This is a genomic window from Nocardia jiangsuensis, assembly GCF_042650385.1.
Classification (GTDB): domain Bacteria; phylum Actinomycetota; class Actinomycetes; order Mycobacteriales; family Mycobacteriaceae; genus Nocardia; species Nocardia jiangsuensis.
In genome coordinates this window covers 267,571-283,359 of record NZ_JBHSAX010000019.1, presented here as the reverse complement: position 1 = coordinate 283,359, position 15,789 = coordinate 267,571, and the positions used below count along the sequence as shown (strand labels likewise).

Sequence of the window (15,789 nt, the reverse complement as noted above, 5' to 3'; positions counted from 1 at the left end):
GCCCGAAATGGGCGGTTCACCCGCCGCCCGCGACGGAAGGAGCCCCGCCATCGAATCCGCACCGCCCGACGGCCTCGCAGGCTGGGCCGTCGACCTGATGGAACGGCTCGGCGGCCCGGGAGCCGGGCTCGCCGTCTTCCTGGAGAACCTCTTCCCGCCGCTACCCAGCGAGGTCATCCTGCCGCTGGCCGGTTTCGCCGCCCGGCTCGGCGATTTCTCGCTGGTGTCGGCGATCGTCTGGACCACGATCGGCTCGCTGCTCGGCGCCTGGCTGCTCTACGGCCTCGGCGCCGGGCTCGGGCACGAGCGGCTGCGCCGCATCGCTGGCCGCATCCCGCTGCTCGACCCCGACGATGTCGACCGCTCGGCGGCCTGGTTCGGCAGACACGGCGGCAAGGCGGTGTTCTTCGGCCGGATGATCCCGATGTTCCGCAGCTTCATCTCCATCCCCGCCGGAGTCGAGCGGATGAACTTCCTGTACTTCAGCGTGCTCACCGCCGCGGGCAGCCTGATCTGGAACACGGCCTTCGTGCTGGCCGGGTACGCGCTCGGGGCGAACTGGCATCGGGTCGAGCCGTACACCGCCGTCTTCCAGTACGGGGTGATCGCCGCCGCCGTGCTCGCCTGCGGCTGGTTCGTCGTCCGCCGCCTGCGCCGCCGTCGCGATCAGCGCGACGCGCGGACCATCGTGCGCTGATGCACCCGCGCCCCCCGGTAACGCAGGCCGGGGACGAGCGGCGTCGGGCCGTGATCGGTGAAACCCGAGCGCTCGAAGAACTTTCCGGCCCTGGTGTTCTCGACCAGGGTCTGCAGGAAACAGCCCGGCGCGCCCGCCTGCTCGAGCCGCAGGAACCAGCGCGCCATGAGTGCGTCCGCGGCGCCGGTCCCGCGCGCCTCGGGGACGAGGTTGATATGCAGGTGCGCGGGGTAGCGCGGGTCGTCCAGCTCCCCCGCGGTCGGCCCGGGGCGCATGGCATCGATGCCGGCGCGGGCGAAGAACGCCAGTGGCCTGCGCTTGAAAAACAGCCGGTGGTCGCTCATCGCCCGGCGCATGCGCTCCTCCTCGCTCGGGAACGCGGCGGTGTCGACGCAGCCGGCCAGGTACCCGGCCAGTTCCCCGCCGGACACCGCGACGAACAGCGACTCCGGCTCCAGCTCGAAGTACGGGGTGAGATACACCGCTGCCTCGGATTCGGCGTGCCCCCAGATGGATTCGGTCGGCGAGCCCGCCCCGGCGCGGCTGCTCAGCGTGAGCAGTTCGGCCCGGTCGCCGGGCAGGACGGCGCGTATCTCCATGCGCCCACCGTACTCAGCGCAGCGCGGCGGTGACGCTGCCGAACATGGCGGCCTTGATCCCGGCAACGGTCGCGGGATTCTTGCCGGTGAGCGGCGCGAGCCGGGCGAGCGCCGCGGTGAGCAGCTCGGGTTCGGCGGCGGTGCCGTCGACGAGCCCGGCCGCGAGGGCGTCGCCCGCACCGAAGCGGTGGCCGGTCGTCATGGCGGTGAGCGCCGCCTGCGGGGTGAGCTTGGCCTGGATGAGCGCGGCCATGCCCGGGGTGAAGGTGATGTCGATGTCGACCTCGGGGAAGCAGTAGTAGCCGCGGTCGGCGCGCATGAGGCGGTAGTCGTGCGCCAGGCCGAGCATGGCGCCCGCGCCGAAGCTGTGGCCGTTGACCGCGGCGACGGTCGGCATCGGGAAGGTCAGGATGCGGGCGAAGAGTTCCTGGACGCGGGCGAGGTACTCCTGCGCGTGCTCGCCGTTGGCCAGCAGCCACTCCAGGTCGAGGCCGTTGGAGTAGAACTTGCCGGTGCCGATGGTGATCAGGCCGACGGCAGCGCGCTCGACGGCGTCGAGGTGGGCGGCGACGGTGTCGAGCCAGTCCGGGGAGAAGCGGTTCTCGTCGGTGCCGAGGGTGAGGACGGCGATGCCGCCCTCGTAGCGCAGGGTCGCGGTCACGGTGGTTCCTTCACGTCGGTGGGGGCGGAGTCAGGGCGAGGACCGCGCGGACCGCGGCGGCGAGGCGTTCGCGGACCGGCGGGGCGGGTGCACGATTGCCGCGCAGGAGCAGCGCGGTGGGCAGTTCGACCACGCAGTCGCGGATGACCGCGACGGCTTCGCGGTCGTCGCGGGCGAAGACGTCGTGGGACAGGGTGACGAACAGCTCGGTCAGGACCCGGTCGAGGTGGCGGAGTTCCGCGGCGAGGTCGTCCGGGATGTCGCCGGAGCCGAGCAGCTCCTCCCGGGCGACGGCGAGCAGGAAACGCGCCGAGACCGGCTGTCGCACGAGGAATTCCGCGGGCGTGTCGGCGGCCGCGACGACCGCCTCCACCGCGCCGCCCTGCGCGCTGCGCACGGCCTGCCGCTGCAGCGCGAGGAAGCCTCGCGCCGCACGCAGCCACACCCGGCCGAGCAGCGCGGGCCGGGAGCCGAAGGCGTGGTAGATCGCGCCGTTCGAGACCCCGGCGGCCTGCGACAGGGCGCGCACGGTGACCGCGGCGGGGCCCGATTCCACGGCCATGCGCTCGGCGACGTCCATCAGCGCGTCGAGATCGTGCAGGCGGGGGCGCGGCATGACCACACCATAACAGAGCACTCGCTCTGTTATCCAGCGCGCCCCGTTCACCGGTTCGCCCCGGTAACGTTCCGCGACGGAAGGCAGGGAACACCGGTGCGAATCCGGGGCTGTCCCGCAACTGTCACCGAGGAGTGATCCGCCGATTTCGTGGCCACGACCTACCCGGGTCGGAAGGCCGGTGGGGAGCGTCGATCCGGGAGCCAGGACACCTGCGTCCGCGGTACCGGGAACACACCCACGAGGATGGTCATGCACAACTCCACACCGCGCGCCCGCATCGGCAGGCGCGGATTCCTGATCGGCACGGCCGGGCTGACGCTCGGCGGCGCCGCGCTGCTGACCGGCTGCGGCAGCGGCGGCGCGCCGCCGGTGGCCGACGGCCCGCCGCGGCCGGGCGGGCGGCTGCGCACCGCGATCGCCGGCCGCTCGGCCACCGCCGACGTGCTCGACCCGTACGAGGCGGGCAGCTCCGCGGGCGGCGCGGTGGCGAAGAACGTCTGGGACAAGCTGGTCGCCTACAACAACGACCTCACGCTGCGCTACCGGCTGGCCGAGGCGCTGGAGCCGAACGCGGACGGCAGCTCGTGGCGGATCCGGCTGCGCCGGGGCGTGCGGTTCAGCGACGGCTCGCCGCTGACCTCGCGCGACGTGCTGTTCAGCTTCGAGCGCATGCTCGACCCGGCCAAGCCGTCGTCGGGCGATCTGTCGATGATCGACCTGGCCCGCACCCGCGCCGACGGCGAGCACGCGGTGGTGGTGCAGATGAAGTATCCGCTCGCCGATTTCGGCTCGGTGCTGGCCGGCTGGTACTGCTACGTGATCAAGGCGGGCAGCACCACCTTCGACGCGCGCACCCTCCCGGTCGGCACCGGCCCGTTCGCGCTGGCGAACTGGGCGCCGGGCGACCGGACGCTGCTGCGCCGCAACGACCTGCACTGGGACGGCCCCGCCCTGCTGGACGAGGTCGAGATCATCCAGATCGCGGAGACCGAGGCCAGGATGAACGCCTTCCTCTCCGGCGCGGCCGAGGTGGTGCACGAGATGAGCTACCTGCAGGCCCGTACCCTGGCCGGTGACCCCGACGCGCGCGTGATCGTGCCGCCCGCCGGGCTCATGGGCGCCTTCCAGATGCGGGTGGACATGGCACCCTTCGACGACGTCCGGGTGCGCCAGGCCATGCGGCTCGCGGTGGACCGGCAGGCCATGACCGACGCGCTGTACTACGGCTACGGCGAGGTCGGCAACGACATCTACGGCAAGGGCGCCCCCTTCTACAACGACCGGCTGCCGCAGCGCGCCTACGACCCGGAGCGGGCGCGCGCGCTGCTGCGCGAGGCGGGCAGGGAGAACCTGACGGTCACGCTGCCGACGGCGGACGGGCTGCCCGGCCAGGTGGAGGCCGCCACGCTCTTCGCCGAGCACGCCGCGAAGGCGGGCATCACCATCCGGCTCGAATCCGCCCCCGCCGACACCTACTTCTCGCAGATCAGCGGTAAGCGGCCGCTCACCCAGCTCGGCTGGTGGAACTACAGCCTGGACTACTTCTACGGCCAGACCGCCACCAGCACCTCGCCCAGCAACGGCACCGGCTGGCGCCGCCCCGGCTGGGACGCCGGGTTCGCCGAGGCCCGCGCCGCCATGGACCCGGCCCGCCGCACCGCGCTCTACGCCGAGCTGCAGGAGGAGCTCTGGAACGAGGGCGGGCTCATCCTGCACAGCTTCGCCAAGCGCCCGGACGCGGCGCGCGCGAAGGTCGGCGGCATGCGCGACGGGGTGCCCGGCACCGACGACTGGGCCAACTACGCCACCACCTGGCTCGCCGGGTGAGCTGGGCGCTCACCCGGTGGGCGCTGCGCAGGCTCGGCACCGCCGCCGTCGTGCTCGCGGTGGTGGCGGTGCTGGTGTTCGTGCTGTTCGAGGCGCTGGATTCGGATGCGGCGACGGTGCTCCTGGCGCGCCAGGGCGGGGCCGAGCCGAGCCGGGAGCAGCTGGCGGCGCTGCGCGCCGAGCTCGGGCTGGACCGGCCCGCGCCGGTCCGGTTCGCCGACTGGGTGGTGCGGTTCGCGCACGGCGACCTCGGCACCTCGCTGCTCTCCGGGCGGCCGGTGGCCGATGTGCTGCTCGGCCGGTTGGCGAACAGCGCGACGCTGGCGCTGGTGACCGCGGTGCTGCTGGTGCCGCTGGCGATCGGGCTCGGGCTGGTCGCCGGGGCGCGGCCGGGCTCGCGCACCGACCGGGCGATCAGCATGGGTGCGCTGACCGCGGAGTCGTTGCCGCCCTTCGTCTCCGGGGTGGTGCTGATCGCCACGGTGGCGCTGACGCTGCGGCTGCTGCCCGCGGTCTCGCTGCTGCCGACCGGGGCGTCGGCGTGGAGCAGGCCGGAGATCCTGGTGCTCCCGGTGCTGTGCCTGCTGGCCGGGCTGGCGCCGCACCCGGTGCGGATGGTGCGCGCGCAGACCGCGCAGGTGATGGCGGCCCCCTACATCCGCACCGCGCGGCTCAACGGGGTGCGCGGGCCGCGGTTGCTGCTGCGGCACGTGGCGCCGAACGCGATCTCGGCGGCGGTGCATCCGCTCGCCGGTGCGCTGGTCGGGCTGATCGGCGGGATCGCGGTGGTGGAGACGCTGTTCGTGTACCCGGGGGTCGCCCAGGAGTTGCTGCGCGCGGTGGCGGGGCGCGACTTCCCCTTCGTGCAGTCCGCGGCGGTGCTGCTCGCCGCGGCCGGGGTCGGGCTCTACCTGATCGCCGACCTGGTGACCATGCTGACCTCCCCGCGCGCACGCGACCTGGTACTGGAGCGACGATGAGCGGAATCAGAACCGGCTGGGCCGTGCTGGCGGCGGCGCTCCTGCTGCTGGTGCTGGCCGGGCCGCTGCTCGCCCCGCATCCCCCGACCGCGGTGGCAGGCGCGCCGTTCCTGCCACCCGCCGCGGCGCACCCGCTCGGCACCGACGTGATCGGCCGCGACGTGCTCTCCCGGGTCCTGCACGGCGGGCTGCCGCTGGTCTCGATCGCGGCGCTCTCGCTGACGCTCGCCTACGCCGCCGGGGCCGGGCTGGGGGTGGTGGCCGGGCTGCGGCGGCGCGCCGATCCGTGGATCAGCCGTCCGGTGGACGCGATCGTGGTGCTGCCGTGGTTCCTGCTGCTCGCGGTGATCGCGACCGCGCTCGGCGCGGGCCCGGCGGCGGTGGCGACCGCGGCCGCGCTGGCCGCGGTGCCGTGGATCGTGCGGATCGTGCGCACCGCGACGGTGGAGATCGCCGCCACCGGCTACGTGGAGAGCGCGCGGGCCCGCGGCGAGCCGCTGTGGCGGCTGGCGCTGGTCGAGGTGTTGCCGAATCTGCGGCCGGTGCTCGCCGCCGACGCCGGGGTCCGGCTCTCGGCCACCGTGTCGATCGTGGCGGTGAGCAGCTTCCTCGGGCTCGGGCTGCGCCCGCCGTCGGCGGACTGGGCGCTCATGATCACCGAGAACCGGCAGGGGTTCGCCCAGCAGCCGCTGGCGGTGCTCGCCCCGGCGCTGCTGATCATGGTGCTGGTCGTCGCCGTGAACATGATCTCCGACCGGGCGCTCGACCCGGGCGCCGCCGGGCCCGCGCTGCCGCCGGTGTCCGGCGGCGGCGGCGGGGTGCGAGTGCGCGGGTTGCGGGTGCTGGCCGCCGACGGCGCCACGGTGCTCGACGGCATCGATCTCGACCTGCCCGCGGGTTCCGCAGTGGCGGTGGTCGGGGACTCCGGTGCCGGGAAGACGACGCTCGCGCTCGCGATTCTGGGTGCGCTCCCGGCCGGGTTGTCCGCGACGGGGCAGGTGTCGGTGGAGTCCGGTTCGCGCGCGGTGGGGTATGTGCCGCAGGATCCGGGGTCCGGGCTGAACCCCGCCCTGCGGATCGGCACCGCGCTCGCCGAGATCACCCGGCTGCACGGCGATTCCGTCGGCACCGCGCTGCGCCGGGTCGGGTTGCCCGACGACCGCGCATTCCGCCGCCGCCACCCGCACCAGCTCTCCGGCGGCCAGCAGCAGCGGGTGCTGCTGGCCATGGCGCTGCTCGGTGACCCGGCGGTCGTCGTCCTCGACGAGCCGACCACCGGGCTCGACGCCGCCGCCAGGGCGGATCTCGTCCGCACCCTGCGCCGGGACACCGCCGCCACGCTGCTCGTGATCACCCACGACCCGGCCGCGCTCGCTCCGATCGTGCAGCACGTCGCCGAGCTGGAGCGGGGCAGGCTGATCTCCTTCCGGCCCGTGGCCGACCTCGCGCCGGCACCGGAAGTGGCGCGGAAAACGCTGCCGCACAGCGCGCGCGAGGCCATTCTCCGGGTCGACGGCCTCACCACCGGCCACCGGCGCGGGCGGCCCGTCGCCACCGACCTGTCGTTCACGCTGCGCCCCGGCCACTGCCTCGCGCTCACGGGCCCGTCTGGGGCGGGCAAGACCACCGTCGCCCGCACCCTGGCCGGGCTGCACCCGCCCGACCGCGGAACCCTCACCCTGCGCGGGCAGCCACTGCACCCGCGCGTGGATCACCGGCCGATCGCGCAGCGGCGCGCGATCCAGCTGGTCTGCCAGAATCCGGCGACGTCGCTCAACCCCGCGCACTCGATCGGCACGCAGATCGCGCGCCCGCTGCGGCTGCTGCGCGGAATGACCGCCCCCGCCGCCACCCGCGAGACCAGCAGGCTGCTGGCGGCGGTCCGGCTCGCCCCGGAGCTGGCCGCGCGCCGCCCGGACCGGCTCTCCGGCGGGCAGCAGCAGCGCGCCGCGCTGGCCCGTGCCCTCGCCGCCGGACCCGAGGTGCTGCTCTGCGACGAGATCACCGCCTCGCTCGACCGGCGCGCCGCCGAGGTCGTCCTCGACATCCTCGACGACCTGCGCGGCTCGGGCGTCGCGCTACTCGTGATCAGCCACCAGCAGTGGGTGCTCGAGCGGCTGGCCGACGGGATCGTCGACCTCGCGGCCGACCACGCCGCGGGGGCGTGGAGGAAGCCGTAGCCGTCGCGCAGCAGGTGCCCGCCGTCGGACACGACCTCGTACCCGCAGCACTCGCTCGAACGTGCACCGCCGCACCCACCGGCAGGAGTAAGCGTGCCCTGACCCGGCCGCCGGCAACAGCATCGGTGTCGGCCCCGGCGCAACCCCGCCCGGGCGCACCGGCTTACGCTGTCCGGCACGAAGACCGTCCGGCAGGGGGTGGATGCGGCGATGATGCCAGGCGCGGGAGCGCTGCCGGCCGTACGAGTCTGCCGCGCGACGGTTTTCGCGCTGCTCTGCGTCGCGCTCGCCGCCGCGGGGCACGGCTACGCCGCCGGTACCCCGGTGCCGGGTTCGACGACCGTCTCGGCGCTGCTCGCGGTGGCGGCGGTGGCCTGGGTGGTGGCCGATCGGGAGCGCGGGCCGATCGCCATCGGCGGGGGGCTGCTCGGCGGGCAGGCGGTGCTGCACCTGTGGTTCGGCGTCGAGCACGGAGCGCACGGCGGTGCGGCGGGGATGCTCGCCGCGCACGTGCTGGCCGCGTCGGTCTGCGGGCTGTGGCTGTGGCGCGGTGAGCGCGCGGTGTTCGCGCTCGTGCGCACGCTCTTCACCCGGGTCGTCCTTCCCGTGCTCGTCGCGGTCACCGCGGTGCCCGGCCGCGTGCCGGTGGAGTATCCGGCGCCGCTGCGCGGGGTGCGGCTGCGGCACGCGATGTCGCGGCGTGGGCCGCCCGTGGTCGCCGAGTTGTCGCCAGAGCTCGCCGTCCGCTGAGGCAGTGCCGCCCGGGCCGGTGAGCGCAGCGCACCGCGCCGATCCCGGCAGCGGTGTGCGTTGCCCCAGCCGAGGCGCGGGTGGTCGCGCCCGGTACCGCCGCGCGTCGCCGAACCGAGGAGTGCGCCATGACTCCGCCCGACTCCCCCTGTCCACCCCGCCGCACCGGGCGCGCCCGGTGATCCCGCCCGAGGTTCCCCCGCTCCTCGATCCGCTGGTGCGTGAGTTCATCGACACCGCCCTCGTCGCGGTCGCCGGACGCGACGGCACGCCCCTGCACCTGGTGTTCCCGCAGGTCTTCGCCCGCAATGCCGCGGCGCTGCGGAACGTGCTGTCGGCCCGCGGTGTCGAGCACCGGCTCTGCTACGCCCACAAGGTCAACCGCTCGCAGGCGTTCGTGCGCGAAGCCTGCCGGCTTGGCATCGACATCGACATCGCCTCGGCAGGCGAGCTGGACAGTGCACTCGGCGCGGGCTTCCCACCGACCCGGATCGAGGCCACCGGTCCCAAGGGTGAGCGCTTCCTGCGCCGCCTGCTGGCCGAGAACGTCACGATCAACGTCGACAACCGCTGGGAACTCGACCGGATCATCGCCCTCGCCGGACACCCCGCCCCGATCCTCCTGCGGGTCAGCGGCTTTCCCGGCACCGCGGCGAGCCGCTTCGGTATCCCGGCGGACGAGATCGACACACTCTGGCCGCTACTGGCCGCCAACCGCGACCGAGTAGCGCTGCGCGGCCTGTCGTTCCATCTCGACACCGGCGAGCACCGCGACCGCCTGCGCGCGGTCACGACCTGCCTGACCCTGCTGGAGAGCGCCTGGAACGCGGGCCTCTCCCCCGACGTGCTCGACATCGGCGGCGGGCTGCGGCAGGTCTTCACCGCCGACCCCGGCGCCTACGACACCTACACCCGCGTCCTGCGCACCGCGCTCCTCGGCGACGGCCGGCCCCTGACCTGGGCGGGCGCCACCTTCGGCTACCGGGTCGGCGACGGGTCGGTGCACGGCATCCCGGTCTTCCACAAGTACGCCAACACCGTGCCCGCCACGGCGGCACTGGCGGCCCTGCTGGAGGCCGAGATCCCCGGCAACCACCGCTCGCTGGCCGCGATCCTCACCGACAACCTGCTGCAACTCTGGCTCGAACCCGGCAAGGCCATCGCCGACCACGCCGGAATCACCGTCGCCGCAGTCGAATTCTGCAAGGATCTGCCCGACGGGACGGTCCTGGTCAACCTCGACCTCAGCCGCGACCAGGTGACCCCCGCCGACCAGGAGACCCTGGTCGACCCGCTCCTCGTCCCCGCGCAGCCGCCCCCGGAGCACCCCGCACCACTCGGCGTGTTCCTCGCCGGCCGCCTCTGCCTGGAGCGCGACATGATCAGCAACCGCGCGGTCCGGCTCCCCTTCCGCCCCCGCCCCGGCGACCTGCTGGTCTTTCCCAACACCGCCGGCTACCACTCCGACCTCTCCGCGGGCACCGCGGCCATGCACCCGCTGCCGCGCAGGCTCGCCGTGACCCGAGACCGCTCCACCTTCACCGCCGGCCCCGACGCCGGCCACCGCCCCGCCGAGGAGGGCCCGTGCGCGCCTACGACGACATCACCGAACTGATCGGCGACACCCCGCTGCTCCGCCTCGACGCCGCCGTGCACGGCATCGAGCGGCTGCGGCTGTTCGCGAAGCTGGAGTCGCACAACCCCTTCGGCTCGGTGAAGGACCGCGCCGCCTGGGGCATGATCCGCGACGACCTGCCCGAGCTGCGCGGCCGCGGCTTCCTCGAGGCATCCAGCGGCAATACCGCCAAGGCGCTGCGCGTGCTCGGCGCCAGGCACGGCATCGGGCTGCGCGCGGTGACCAACCGGATCAAGGTCGACGAGGTGCGCGACACCCTGCGGCTGCTCGGCACCGAGATCGTCGAGCTGCCCGGGCTCTCCGAGTGCCCCGACCCCACCGCCCCCGACGACGTCGCCGCCGTCATCGCCGCGACCATGGCACGCGAGCCGGGGAAGTGGTACCACGCTTCGCAATACACCAACGAGCGCAATGTCGAGGCGCACTACCGCGGCACCGGAAGGGAGATACGCGACGCCCTCGCCGGAAGCGGGATCGACCGGGTCGACTACGTGATCGGCGGGCTCGGCACCACCGGCTCCACCCGCGGCACCGCCACCGCGCTCGCCGAGCACAATCCGGGGCTGCGCACCGTCGGCGTGGTCTCCGCGCGCGGCGACTTCATCCCCGGCATCCGCTCGGAGACCGAGATGTGGGACGTCGGGCTCTTCCAGCCGGATTTCTACCACCGGATCGTCGCCGTCGCCGCCGAGCACGCGGTCAGCGCCACGCTGCTGCTCGCACACCGCTACGGCGTGCTCGCCGGCCCGACCTCAGGCGCCGCCTACGCCGCGGCGCTCGACGTCTTGCGTCCCGCCGCGGCCGGATTGCGGCCCGGCGACCCCGATCTGGTCGCCGTGCTCATCGTCTGCGACCGGCTCGAGCCGTACCTGTCCTACCTGCGGGCCCGCCGCCCCGAGCTCTTCGACGACCCGTCCCGGCCCGCCCCGCCGCACCCCGCCGAGCTCGCCGCCGTCCCCCGGCTCACCCCCGAGCACCTCGACGAGCTCGACCGCGCCCGGCGGATCACCGTCGTCGACACCCGCGGCGCCATGGCCTACCGCGTCGCGCACATCCCCGGCTCGATCAACCTGCGCGACGACCTGCTCGGCGGGTTCACCCCTGACCAGCTGCCGTTCTGCCGCTCCCGCCCGCTGGTCTTCGTCTGCCCGGTCGGGCGGGTCTCGCAGCACTTCGCCGCGCTCACCCGCCGGGCCGGGTACGACGCCTACAGCCTGGCGGGCGGCATCGCCGCCTGGCGGGATGCCGGGCTGCCGCTGGAGCGTCGGCGTTAGGACGTGGTGCCGTACTCGGCCAGGATCGGCTCGAGCTCGGCGGGCGTGGCGCCGTGCAGGATGACCCGGTCGGCGCCGTACTCGAACTCCTGCCGGATCCGCGCCACGCACTGCGCGGGGCTGCCGGTGGCGGCGGGCTCGAGCCATTCGTCGGGGATGAGCCCGGCGATGTGCTCGATCTGGTCCGGGGTCGCCTTGTGGTCGATGCCGCCGGGCACCGAGGTCACGACCGGGTCCTGCCGGAAGCGGGCCAGCACGGCGGGGTCCCAGTCGTTGGTACGGACCATGAGGTCGCCGTAGCCCTGCAGGTAGGTCGCGAGCCTGGCCACGGTCTTGCGCAGCCGCAGCTCCTCCGGGAGGTGGTCGCCGACGGTCGCGAGGCAGGACCACACTCGCACGTCGTCGGGGTTCCGGCCCGCCCGCTCCGCCGCCTCCTTCACGATCCGCACGCTGCGCCGCAGGGTCTCCGGGGTGAAGAAGGTGTGCAGGACGACGTCGTCGAAGGCGCGCCCGCCGAGGGCGAGGGTCCGTGGACCGAAGGCGACGAGGGCGAGGCGGATGTCCTCGCGGAACTCCGGGTCGAGCACCAGCACCGGGTAGTCGCCGATCGGGCCGGTGTGGTTCACGATCACCTCGCCCTGCCACAGCCTGCGCATGACCCCGGCGAAGTCCTCCATCTGCGCGGTGGTGACCGCGGGCACGCCGAAGGCGCTGTAGACGGCGGCGATGCCGCGCCCGATCCCGAGGGTGAAGCGCCCGCCGGAGAGCCGGTGCATGGTCGCCGCCCAGGCACCGGTGATCAGCGGGTGCCTGGTGTTGTGGTTCGTCGCGGCGGTGGCGATCCGCAACCGCTCGGTGACCGCGCAGGCCGCGCCGACCAGCGAGGATGCCTCCTTGACGTTCCACCGCTCGGAGATGAAGGCGGTGCCGAGGCCGAGCGCCTCGCCGTGGCGGGCCTCCTCGACCAGGGTGCGCGGGTCGCCGGCGCCCGCGAGCAGGTAGTAGCCGAGCTCGTCGAAGGTGCGGGCCGGGCTCATCCGGCGACGATCAGGTCGAGGGTGCCGAGTTCGCGGATGGCGCGGCAACCGCGGTCGAGCATGGTGGCGATAATGTCGTCGCCGCGGTCGGTGGCGGCGGCGAATGCGAAGCCGAGCGCGGTCAGCACCGGGATCTGCAGCATCCCGATCCGGTAGTCCTGCCAGCAGGTTTCCGCCGGGTAGCCGGTGACGCCGTACTCGGCGAGGTGACGGTGGTAGCGCGCGACGAGCGCGCGTTCGCGCTCGGCGCGCACCGCCGGCAGCAGGCTGGTGCCGAGGAAGTAGGCGAGGTCGCGGGCGGGCAGGCCGACGCTCACGGTCTGCCAGTCGACCACGGTGATCCGGGAATCGTCCGGGTGGAACAGCAGGTTGTCGACGCGGAAGTCGCCGTGCAGCACCGAGAACCGCTCCGGCGCGTAGAGCAGCCAGGGCTCGGTCAGCTCGGCCACCCGCGCGAGCGTTTCGCGGTTCGCGGCGCCGAGCCGGTCGCCGAGCTTGTCCAGGGTGATGTCGAGCGCGGTGCGGGTGATCCCGGCGAGCCCGGCGGCCAGGTTCGCGTCCGGTTTCGGCATGGCGGTGCCGGTGAAGGTCAGCCAGGCCGGGTCGCACCAGCGGGGACCGTGCAGCCCCGCGAGCGCTGTGACCGCAGGTTCGGCCTGCTCGGGGGTGCACCCGGCGAGCTGGTCGCCCTGCGCCGCCGGGGCGAGATCCTCGAGCAGCAGCACGAAATCGGTGGCGCTCTCGGTGATGTCGCCGTGGTAGACGGCGGGCAGCGGGACCGCGACCGACCCGGCGACCTCGTCGTAGAAGGCGCACTCGGAGCGGTAACCGAGCGCGCAGCGCTCGCGGATGGCCGGGTCGAGCGCGGGTAGCTTCGCCACCAGCGTGGACGGGAGCTTCGACTCCGGCGGGGCGGTCGGGGTCAGCCGGAAGGTGGCACCGGTCTGGCCGGTGCCGATCGGCTCGACGCGGACGTCGTCGACGGCCACGCCGAGCACGTCGGCGAGCCAGCGCGCGGTGATGTCCTGCGGACCGGACGGGATCGAGTGCGTGTTCGGCATCGAGATGAGCGTCCTTGCTTTCGCGATCGAGGTTCCGATCACGCTACCGAAGGTGTGGCCGATCGTCCAGACAGGTGTCCATTCGCCTTTCCGACGCCCGTGCGCGGCGCGCGATTCCCCTGGTCACGCCGGAACCGGCTCGGCGTTCGCGACCGCACCCGGGCCGCCGGCTACGCGCGCCGCTGCGGACCGCTCCGAATTCGGCTTGCGCGACCCGGCGCGCGGCTGCCACCGTTCTCGAGGAGACCCGGTGCGGAAAGGAGGCGGATGATGGCAGCGGACCTGGCGGTGACGCGGGCGCTGGTCATCCCCGCGTCCGAACTGCGCGAGCGGTTCTCCCGCTCGTCCGGCCCCGGCGGGCAGGGCGTCAACACCACCGACAGCCGGGTGGAGCTCTCCTTCGACCTCGCCCGCTCGCCATCGGTGCCGGAGCGGTTGCGCACCCGGATGCTCGAGCGGCTCGGTTCCCGGCTGGTCGACGGGGTGCTCACGATCGCCGCGTCCGAGCAGCGCGCGCAGTTGCAGAACCGCGCGGCCGCCCGCGAGCGCCTGGCCGCGCTGCTGCGCGCGGCCGCCGCCGCCCCGCCGCCGGTGCGCCGCGCCACCAAGCCCTCGCGCGGCGCGACCGAGCGGCGCATCTCGGCGAAGAAGCGGCGCGGCGTCACCAAACGTAACCGTCGGGCATCACCCGACGACTGACCGATCGGCCTGATCCGGTCGGCACTCCCGCACCGCGGTCCCGGCCCCGGTGAGCAGCCGCCGCAGCTCGGCGACGCCGTCGGCCCCGACGGCCCCGATCACCCGATGTTCCAGCGCGGCGATTCGATCCGCGGCGATCCGCAACGCCGCCCGCCCGGCCTCGGTCGGCACCGCCAACCGCGCCCGCCGGTCCGCGGGATCGACCTCGCGCCGCAGCAACCCCGCCTTCTCCAGGTGGCCGACCAGCTCCCCCATCGACTGCTGCGTCATCCCCGCCGCCTCGGCCAGCGCCCCGATCCGCGACCCGTCGGGCTCGAGGTGGCGGAAGACGGCGAAGTGCGCCGGACGCAGCTCGGGATGAACCCGTTCGAGCAGCTCGCGGGCGAGTTCACGCTCGAACTCGCGGGTGGTCTCGACGAGCAGCCTGAGCAAGGAGGGGGTTGACACAATAGGAAGGTTACCTTTGCATTGACGGTATGTCCGAGGTATTGGAGTTCCGCAACGGCCACCGCGTCGAGGTCGTCGCCGACCTCCCCGAGGTGCTGCGGCTCCGGCACACCCTGCCCGCCCCGGGCAGGCAGGCGGGCCCGCACCGGCACCCGGTGCTCGCCGAGACCTGGACGGTCACCCGCGGCCGGCTCCGCTTCGTCATCGACGGCACCGAGACCGTCGCCGGGCCGGGCGACACCGTGCACGCCCCGCCCGGCGCGGTGCACGCCTTCGAGAGCCTCGATCCCGGCACCGAGCTCGACCACGAGATCCGGCCCCCGCTCCGGCATCTCGACATGTTCCGGCTGTGGAGCGCACTGGACCGCGCGGGCCGCACGACCCGCTCCGGCGTCCCGCGCGACCCCCTCGCCCTGGCTCTGCTCTGGCGGCTCCAGGACGGCTACCTCGCAGGGCCGCCGGAGTGGCTGCAACGCGCGGTCCTCGGCGGGGCGGCGCGGCTCGCGGTCCGGCTGGGGTACCGGCGCAGGCTGCTCCCCGGCCGTGCACCGCTGTAGCGGGAATGCCGTACCGTGGCGGCGGTGGACATTCTGACCCTCGGTCCGGAATCCGCGCGCCGCGCCGTGCTGTTCGCCACCGGCGCGGGCGGCGATCCCCGTCGCTACCTTCCGCTGCTGGAACGCCTGTCGGCCGCGGGCTGCCGGGTGATCGCCCCGCACTTCGAGCAGTTCCGCGTCTCCGGTGCGCCGTCCGGCTCCGAGCTGCTCGCCCGGCCGCTCGGGCTCGTCGATGCCCTGGCCGGGCACGCGGATTCCGGCGCCGAGGTGGTGGCGATCGGGCACTCGATCGGCGCGTGGGCCACGCTCTGCCTGGCGGGCGCGGTGTCGCGGGGGCCGGACGGCAGGCCGCTGCGAACACCGCGGGAACCGCGGATCCGGCGCGCGGTCCTGTACACCCCGGCCGCCGGGTGGTTCACCGCCCCCGGCGCGCTCGACGAACTCACCATCCCACTGCTGGTCTATGCCGGCGGCCGGGACACGGTCACCCCGCCGGAGCAGGCGCTACACCTGCGGGCCGCGCCCGCCGACGTCGAGGTGCGCGTCCTGCCCGAGGCGGGCCACTTCACCTTCATGCACGATCCGCCGCCCGGGCTCGCCGAGGAGCCGCCCCCTGTCCGCGAGCAGTTGCTGGACGGCATCGTCGAGGCCACCGTGCAGTTCACGACCACGTCCTGAACGGGACGCCCCTACGCCTCGCTCCCCTGCCTGAAACGCCGGGCCAGGCTACGCAACACCGCGGACTCCCCGACCGAGAACGAGACC

At 74.1% G+C, this 15,789-nt stretch carries 16 protein-coding genes and 1 riboswitch; of the genes, 10 read left to right on the top strand and 6 right to left on the bottom strand.

Annotated features, from left to right (window positions below):
* Nucleotides 1-7 precede the first annotated feature (7 nt).
* Nucleotides 8-697: a DedA family protein gene (locus ACFO0B_RS24295; protein ID WP_378614874.1), complete on the top strand. Its 690-nt coding sequence runs from the start codon at nt 8-10 to the stop codon at nt 695-697.
* Here the strand turns inward: ACFO0B_RS24295 and ACFO0B_RS24290 are convergent.
* Genes ACFO0B_RS24290 through ACFO0B_RS24280 form a run of 3 tightly spaced genes read right to left on the bottom strand, consistent with a single transcriptional unit; the run spans nt 667 to nt 2,573 of the window.
* Nucleotides 667-1,296, bottom strand: a complete 630-nt coding sequence (locus tag ACFO0B_RS24290; RefSeq protein WP_378614873.1) for a GNAT family N-acetyltransferase — start codon at nt 1,294-1,296, stop codon at nt 667-669. The genes ACFO0B_RS24295 and ACFO0B_RS24290 overlap by 31 nt on opposite strands.
* A 13-nt stretch (nt 1,297-1,309) precedes the next feature.
* Complete coding sequence (locus tag ACFO0B_RS24285; protein ID WP_378614872.1) at nt 1,310-1,957, bottom strand: enoyl-CoA hydratase-related protein; 648 nt, start codon at nt 1,955-1,957, stop codon at nt 1,310-1,312.
* A gap of 10 nt (nt 1,958-1,967) precedes the next feature.
* The gene (locus tag ACFO0B_RS24280; RefSeq protein ID WP_378614871.1) at nt 1,968-2,573 is read right to left on the bottom strand and encodes a TetR/AcrR family transcriptional regulator; all 606 of its coding nucleotides are present in this window, start codon (nt 2,571-2,573) and stop codon (nt 1,968-1,970) included.
* A gap of 49 nt (nt 2,574-2,622) precedes the next feature.
* Nucleotides 2,623-2,807, top strand: a riboswitch (cobalamin riboswitch).
* 18 nt (nt 2,808-2,825) lie between these two features.
* Here ACFO0B_RS24280 and ACFO0B_RS24275 point away from each other — a divergent pair.
* The 6 genes from ACFO0B_RS24275 (at nt 2,826) to ACFO0B_RS24250 (ending at nt 11,223) form a co-directional block, all read left to right on the top strand.
* Nucleotides 2,826-4,403, top strand: coding sequence for an ABC transporter substrate-binding protein (locus tag ACFO0B_RS24275; protein ID WP_378614870.1), 1,578 nt, complete (start codon nt 2,826-2,828; stop codon nt 4,401-4,403).
* On the top strand, nt 4,400-5,383 hold the full coding sequence (locus tag ACFO0B_RS24270; protein ID WP_378614869.1) for an ABC transporter permease: 984 nt from the start codon (nt 4,400-4,402) through the stop codon (nt 5,381-5,383). Before ACFO0B_RS24275 ends, ACFO0B_RS24270 begins: the two co-directional genes overlap by 4 nt.
* A complete protein-coding gene (locus ACFO0B_RS24265) occupies nt 5,380-7,563 on the top strand; it encodes an ABC transporter ATP-binding protein/permease (RefSeq protein ID WP_378614868.1) in 2,184 nt (727 codons plus the stop codon). Before ACFO0B_RS24270 ends, ACFO0B_RS24265 begins: the two co-directional genes overlap by 4 nt.
* Nucleotides 7,564-7,773: 210 nt before the next feature.
* Complete coding sequence (locus ACFO0B_RS24260; RefSeq protein ID WP_378614867.1) at nt 7,774-8,313, top strand: hypothetical protein; 540 nt, start codon at nt 7,774-7,776, stop codon at nt 8,311-8,313.
* A gap of 217 nt (nt 8,314-8,530) precedes the next feature.
* On the top strand, nt 8,531-9,928 hold the full coding sequence (locus ACFO0B_RS24255) for a decarboxylase (protein ID WP_378614866.1): 1,398 nt from the start codon (nt 8,531-8,533) through the stop codon (nt 9,926-9,928).
* The gene (locus ACFO0B_RS24250) at nt 9,898-11,223 is read left to right on the top strand and encodes a pyridoxal-phosphate dependent enzyme (protein ID WP_378614865.1); all 1,326 of its coding nucleotides are present in this window, start codon (nt 9,898-9,900) and stop codon (nt 11,221-11,223) included. Before ACFO0B_RS24255 ends, ACFO0B_RS24250 begins: the two co-directional genes overlap by 31 nt.
* Here ACFO0B_RS24250 and ACFO0B_RS24245 read toward each other — a convergent pair.
* The gene (locus tag ACFO0B_RS24245) at nt 11,220-12,260 is read right to left on the bottom strand and encodes a TIGR03857 family LLM class F420-dependent oxidoreductase (protein WP_378614864.1); all 1,041 of its coding nucleotides are present in this window, start codon (nt 12,258-12,260) and stop codon (nt 11,220-11,222) included. The two genes, ACFO0B_RS24250 and ACFO0B_RS24245, sit on opposite strands and share 4 nt — an antisense overlap.
* Nucleotides 12,257-13,321: a phosphotransferase family protein gene (locus ACFO0B_RS24240; protein WP_378615295.1), complete on the bottom strand. Its 1,065-nt coding sequence runs from the start codon at nt 13,319-13,321 to the stop codon at nt 12,257-12,259. Before ACFO0B_RS24240 ends, ACFO0B_RS24245 begins: the two co-directional genes overlap by 4 nt.
* A gap of 270 nt (nt 13,322-13,591) precedes the next feature.
* Between ACFO0B_RS24240 and arfB the strand changes: the two genes are divergently transcribed.
* Nucleotides 13,592-14,020: an alternative ribosome rescue aminoacyl-tRNA hydrolase ArfB gene (gene arfB, locus ACFO0B_RS24235; RefSeq protein WP_378614863.1), complete on the top strand. Its 429-nt coding sequence runs from the start codon at nt 13,592-13,594 to the stop codon at nt 14,018-14,020.
* Here the strand turns inward: arfB and ACFO0B_RS24230 are convergent.
* Nucleotides 14,006-14,467: a MarR family winged helix-turn-helix transcriptional regulator gene (locus ACFO0B_RS24230; RefSeq protein ID WP_378614862.1), complete on the bottom strand. Its 462-nt coding sequence runs from the start codon at nt 14,465-14,467 to the stop codon at nt 14,006-14,008. The genes arfB and ACFO0B_RS24230 overlap by 15 nt on opposite strands.
* Before the next feature lie 29 nt (nt 14,468-14,496).
* Here ACFO0B_RS24230 and ACFO0B_RS24225 point away from each other — a divergent pair, with 29 nt between their 5' ends.
* Complete coding sequence (locus ACFO0B_RS24225) at nt 14,497-15,024, top strand: cupin domain-containing protein (protein ID WP_378614861.1); 528 nt, start codon at nt 14,497-14,499, stop codon at nt 15,022-15,024.
* A 24-nt stretch (nt 15,025-15,048) separates the two neighbouring features.
* Nucleotides 15,049-15,702, top strand: coding sequence for an alpha/beta hydrolase family protein (locus ACFO0B_RS24220; protein WP_378614860.1), 654 nt, complete (start codon nt 15,049-15,051; stop codon nt 15,700-15,702).
* Nucleotides 15,703-15,789 lie beyond the last annotated feature (87 nt).

What these genes read in the sequence shown, in the direction of transcription:
- ACFO0B_RS24290 (WP_378614873.1), bottom strand. Translation starts at nt 1,296, where the DNA reads ATGGAGATACGCGCCGTCCTGCCCGGCGACCGGGCCGAACTGCTCACG.
- ACFO0B_RS24225 (WP_378614861.1), top strand. Translation starts at nt 14,497, where the DNA reads ATGTCCGAGGTATTGGAGTTCCGCAACGGCCACCGCGTCGAGGTCGTC.
- ACFO0B_RS24240 (WP_378615295.1), bottom strand. Translation starts at nt 13,321, where the DNA reads ATGCCGAACACGCACTCGATCCCGTCCGGTCCGCAGGACATCACCGCG.
- ACFO0B_RS24295 (WP_378614874.1), top strand. Translation starts at nt 8, where the DNA reads ATGGGCGGTTCACCCGCCGCCCGCGACGGAAGGAGCCCCGCCATCGAA.
- ACFO0B_RS24245 (WP_378614864.1), bottom strand. Translation starts at nt 12,260, where the DNA reads ATGAGCCCGGCCCGCACCTTCGACGAGCTCGGCTACTACCTGCTCGCG.
- ACFO0B_RS24280 (WP_378614871.1), bottom strand. Translation starts at nt 2,573, where the DNA reads ATGCCGCGCCCCCGCCTGCACGATCTCGACGCGCTGATGGACGTCGCC.
- arfB (WP_378614863.1), top strand. Translation starts at nt 13,592, where the DNA reads ATGGCAGCGGACCTGGCGGTGACGCGGGCGCTGGTCATCCCCGCGTCC.
- ACFO0B_RS24275 (WP_378614870.1), top strand. Translation starts at nt 2,826, where the DNA reads ATGCACAACTCCACACCGCGCGCCCGCATCGGCAGGCGCGGATTCCTG.
- ACFO0B_RS24260 (WP_378614867.1), top strand. Translation starts at nt 7,774, where the DNA reads ATGATGCCAGGCGCGGGAGCGCTGCCGGCCGTACGAGTCTGCCGCGCG.
- ACFO0B_RS24265 (WP_378614868.1), top strand. Translation starts at nt 5,380, where the DNA reads ATGAGCGGAATCAGAACCGGCTGGGCCGTGCTGGCGGCGGCGCTCCTG.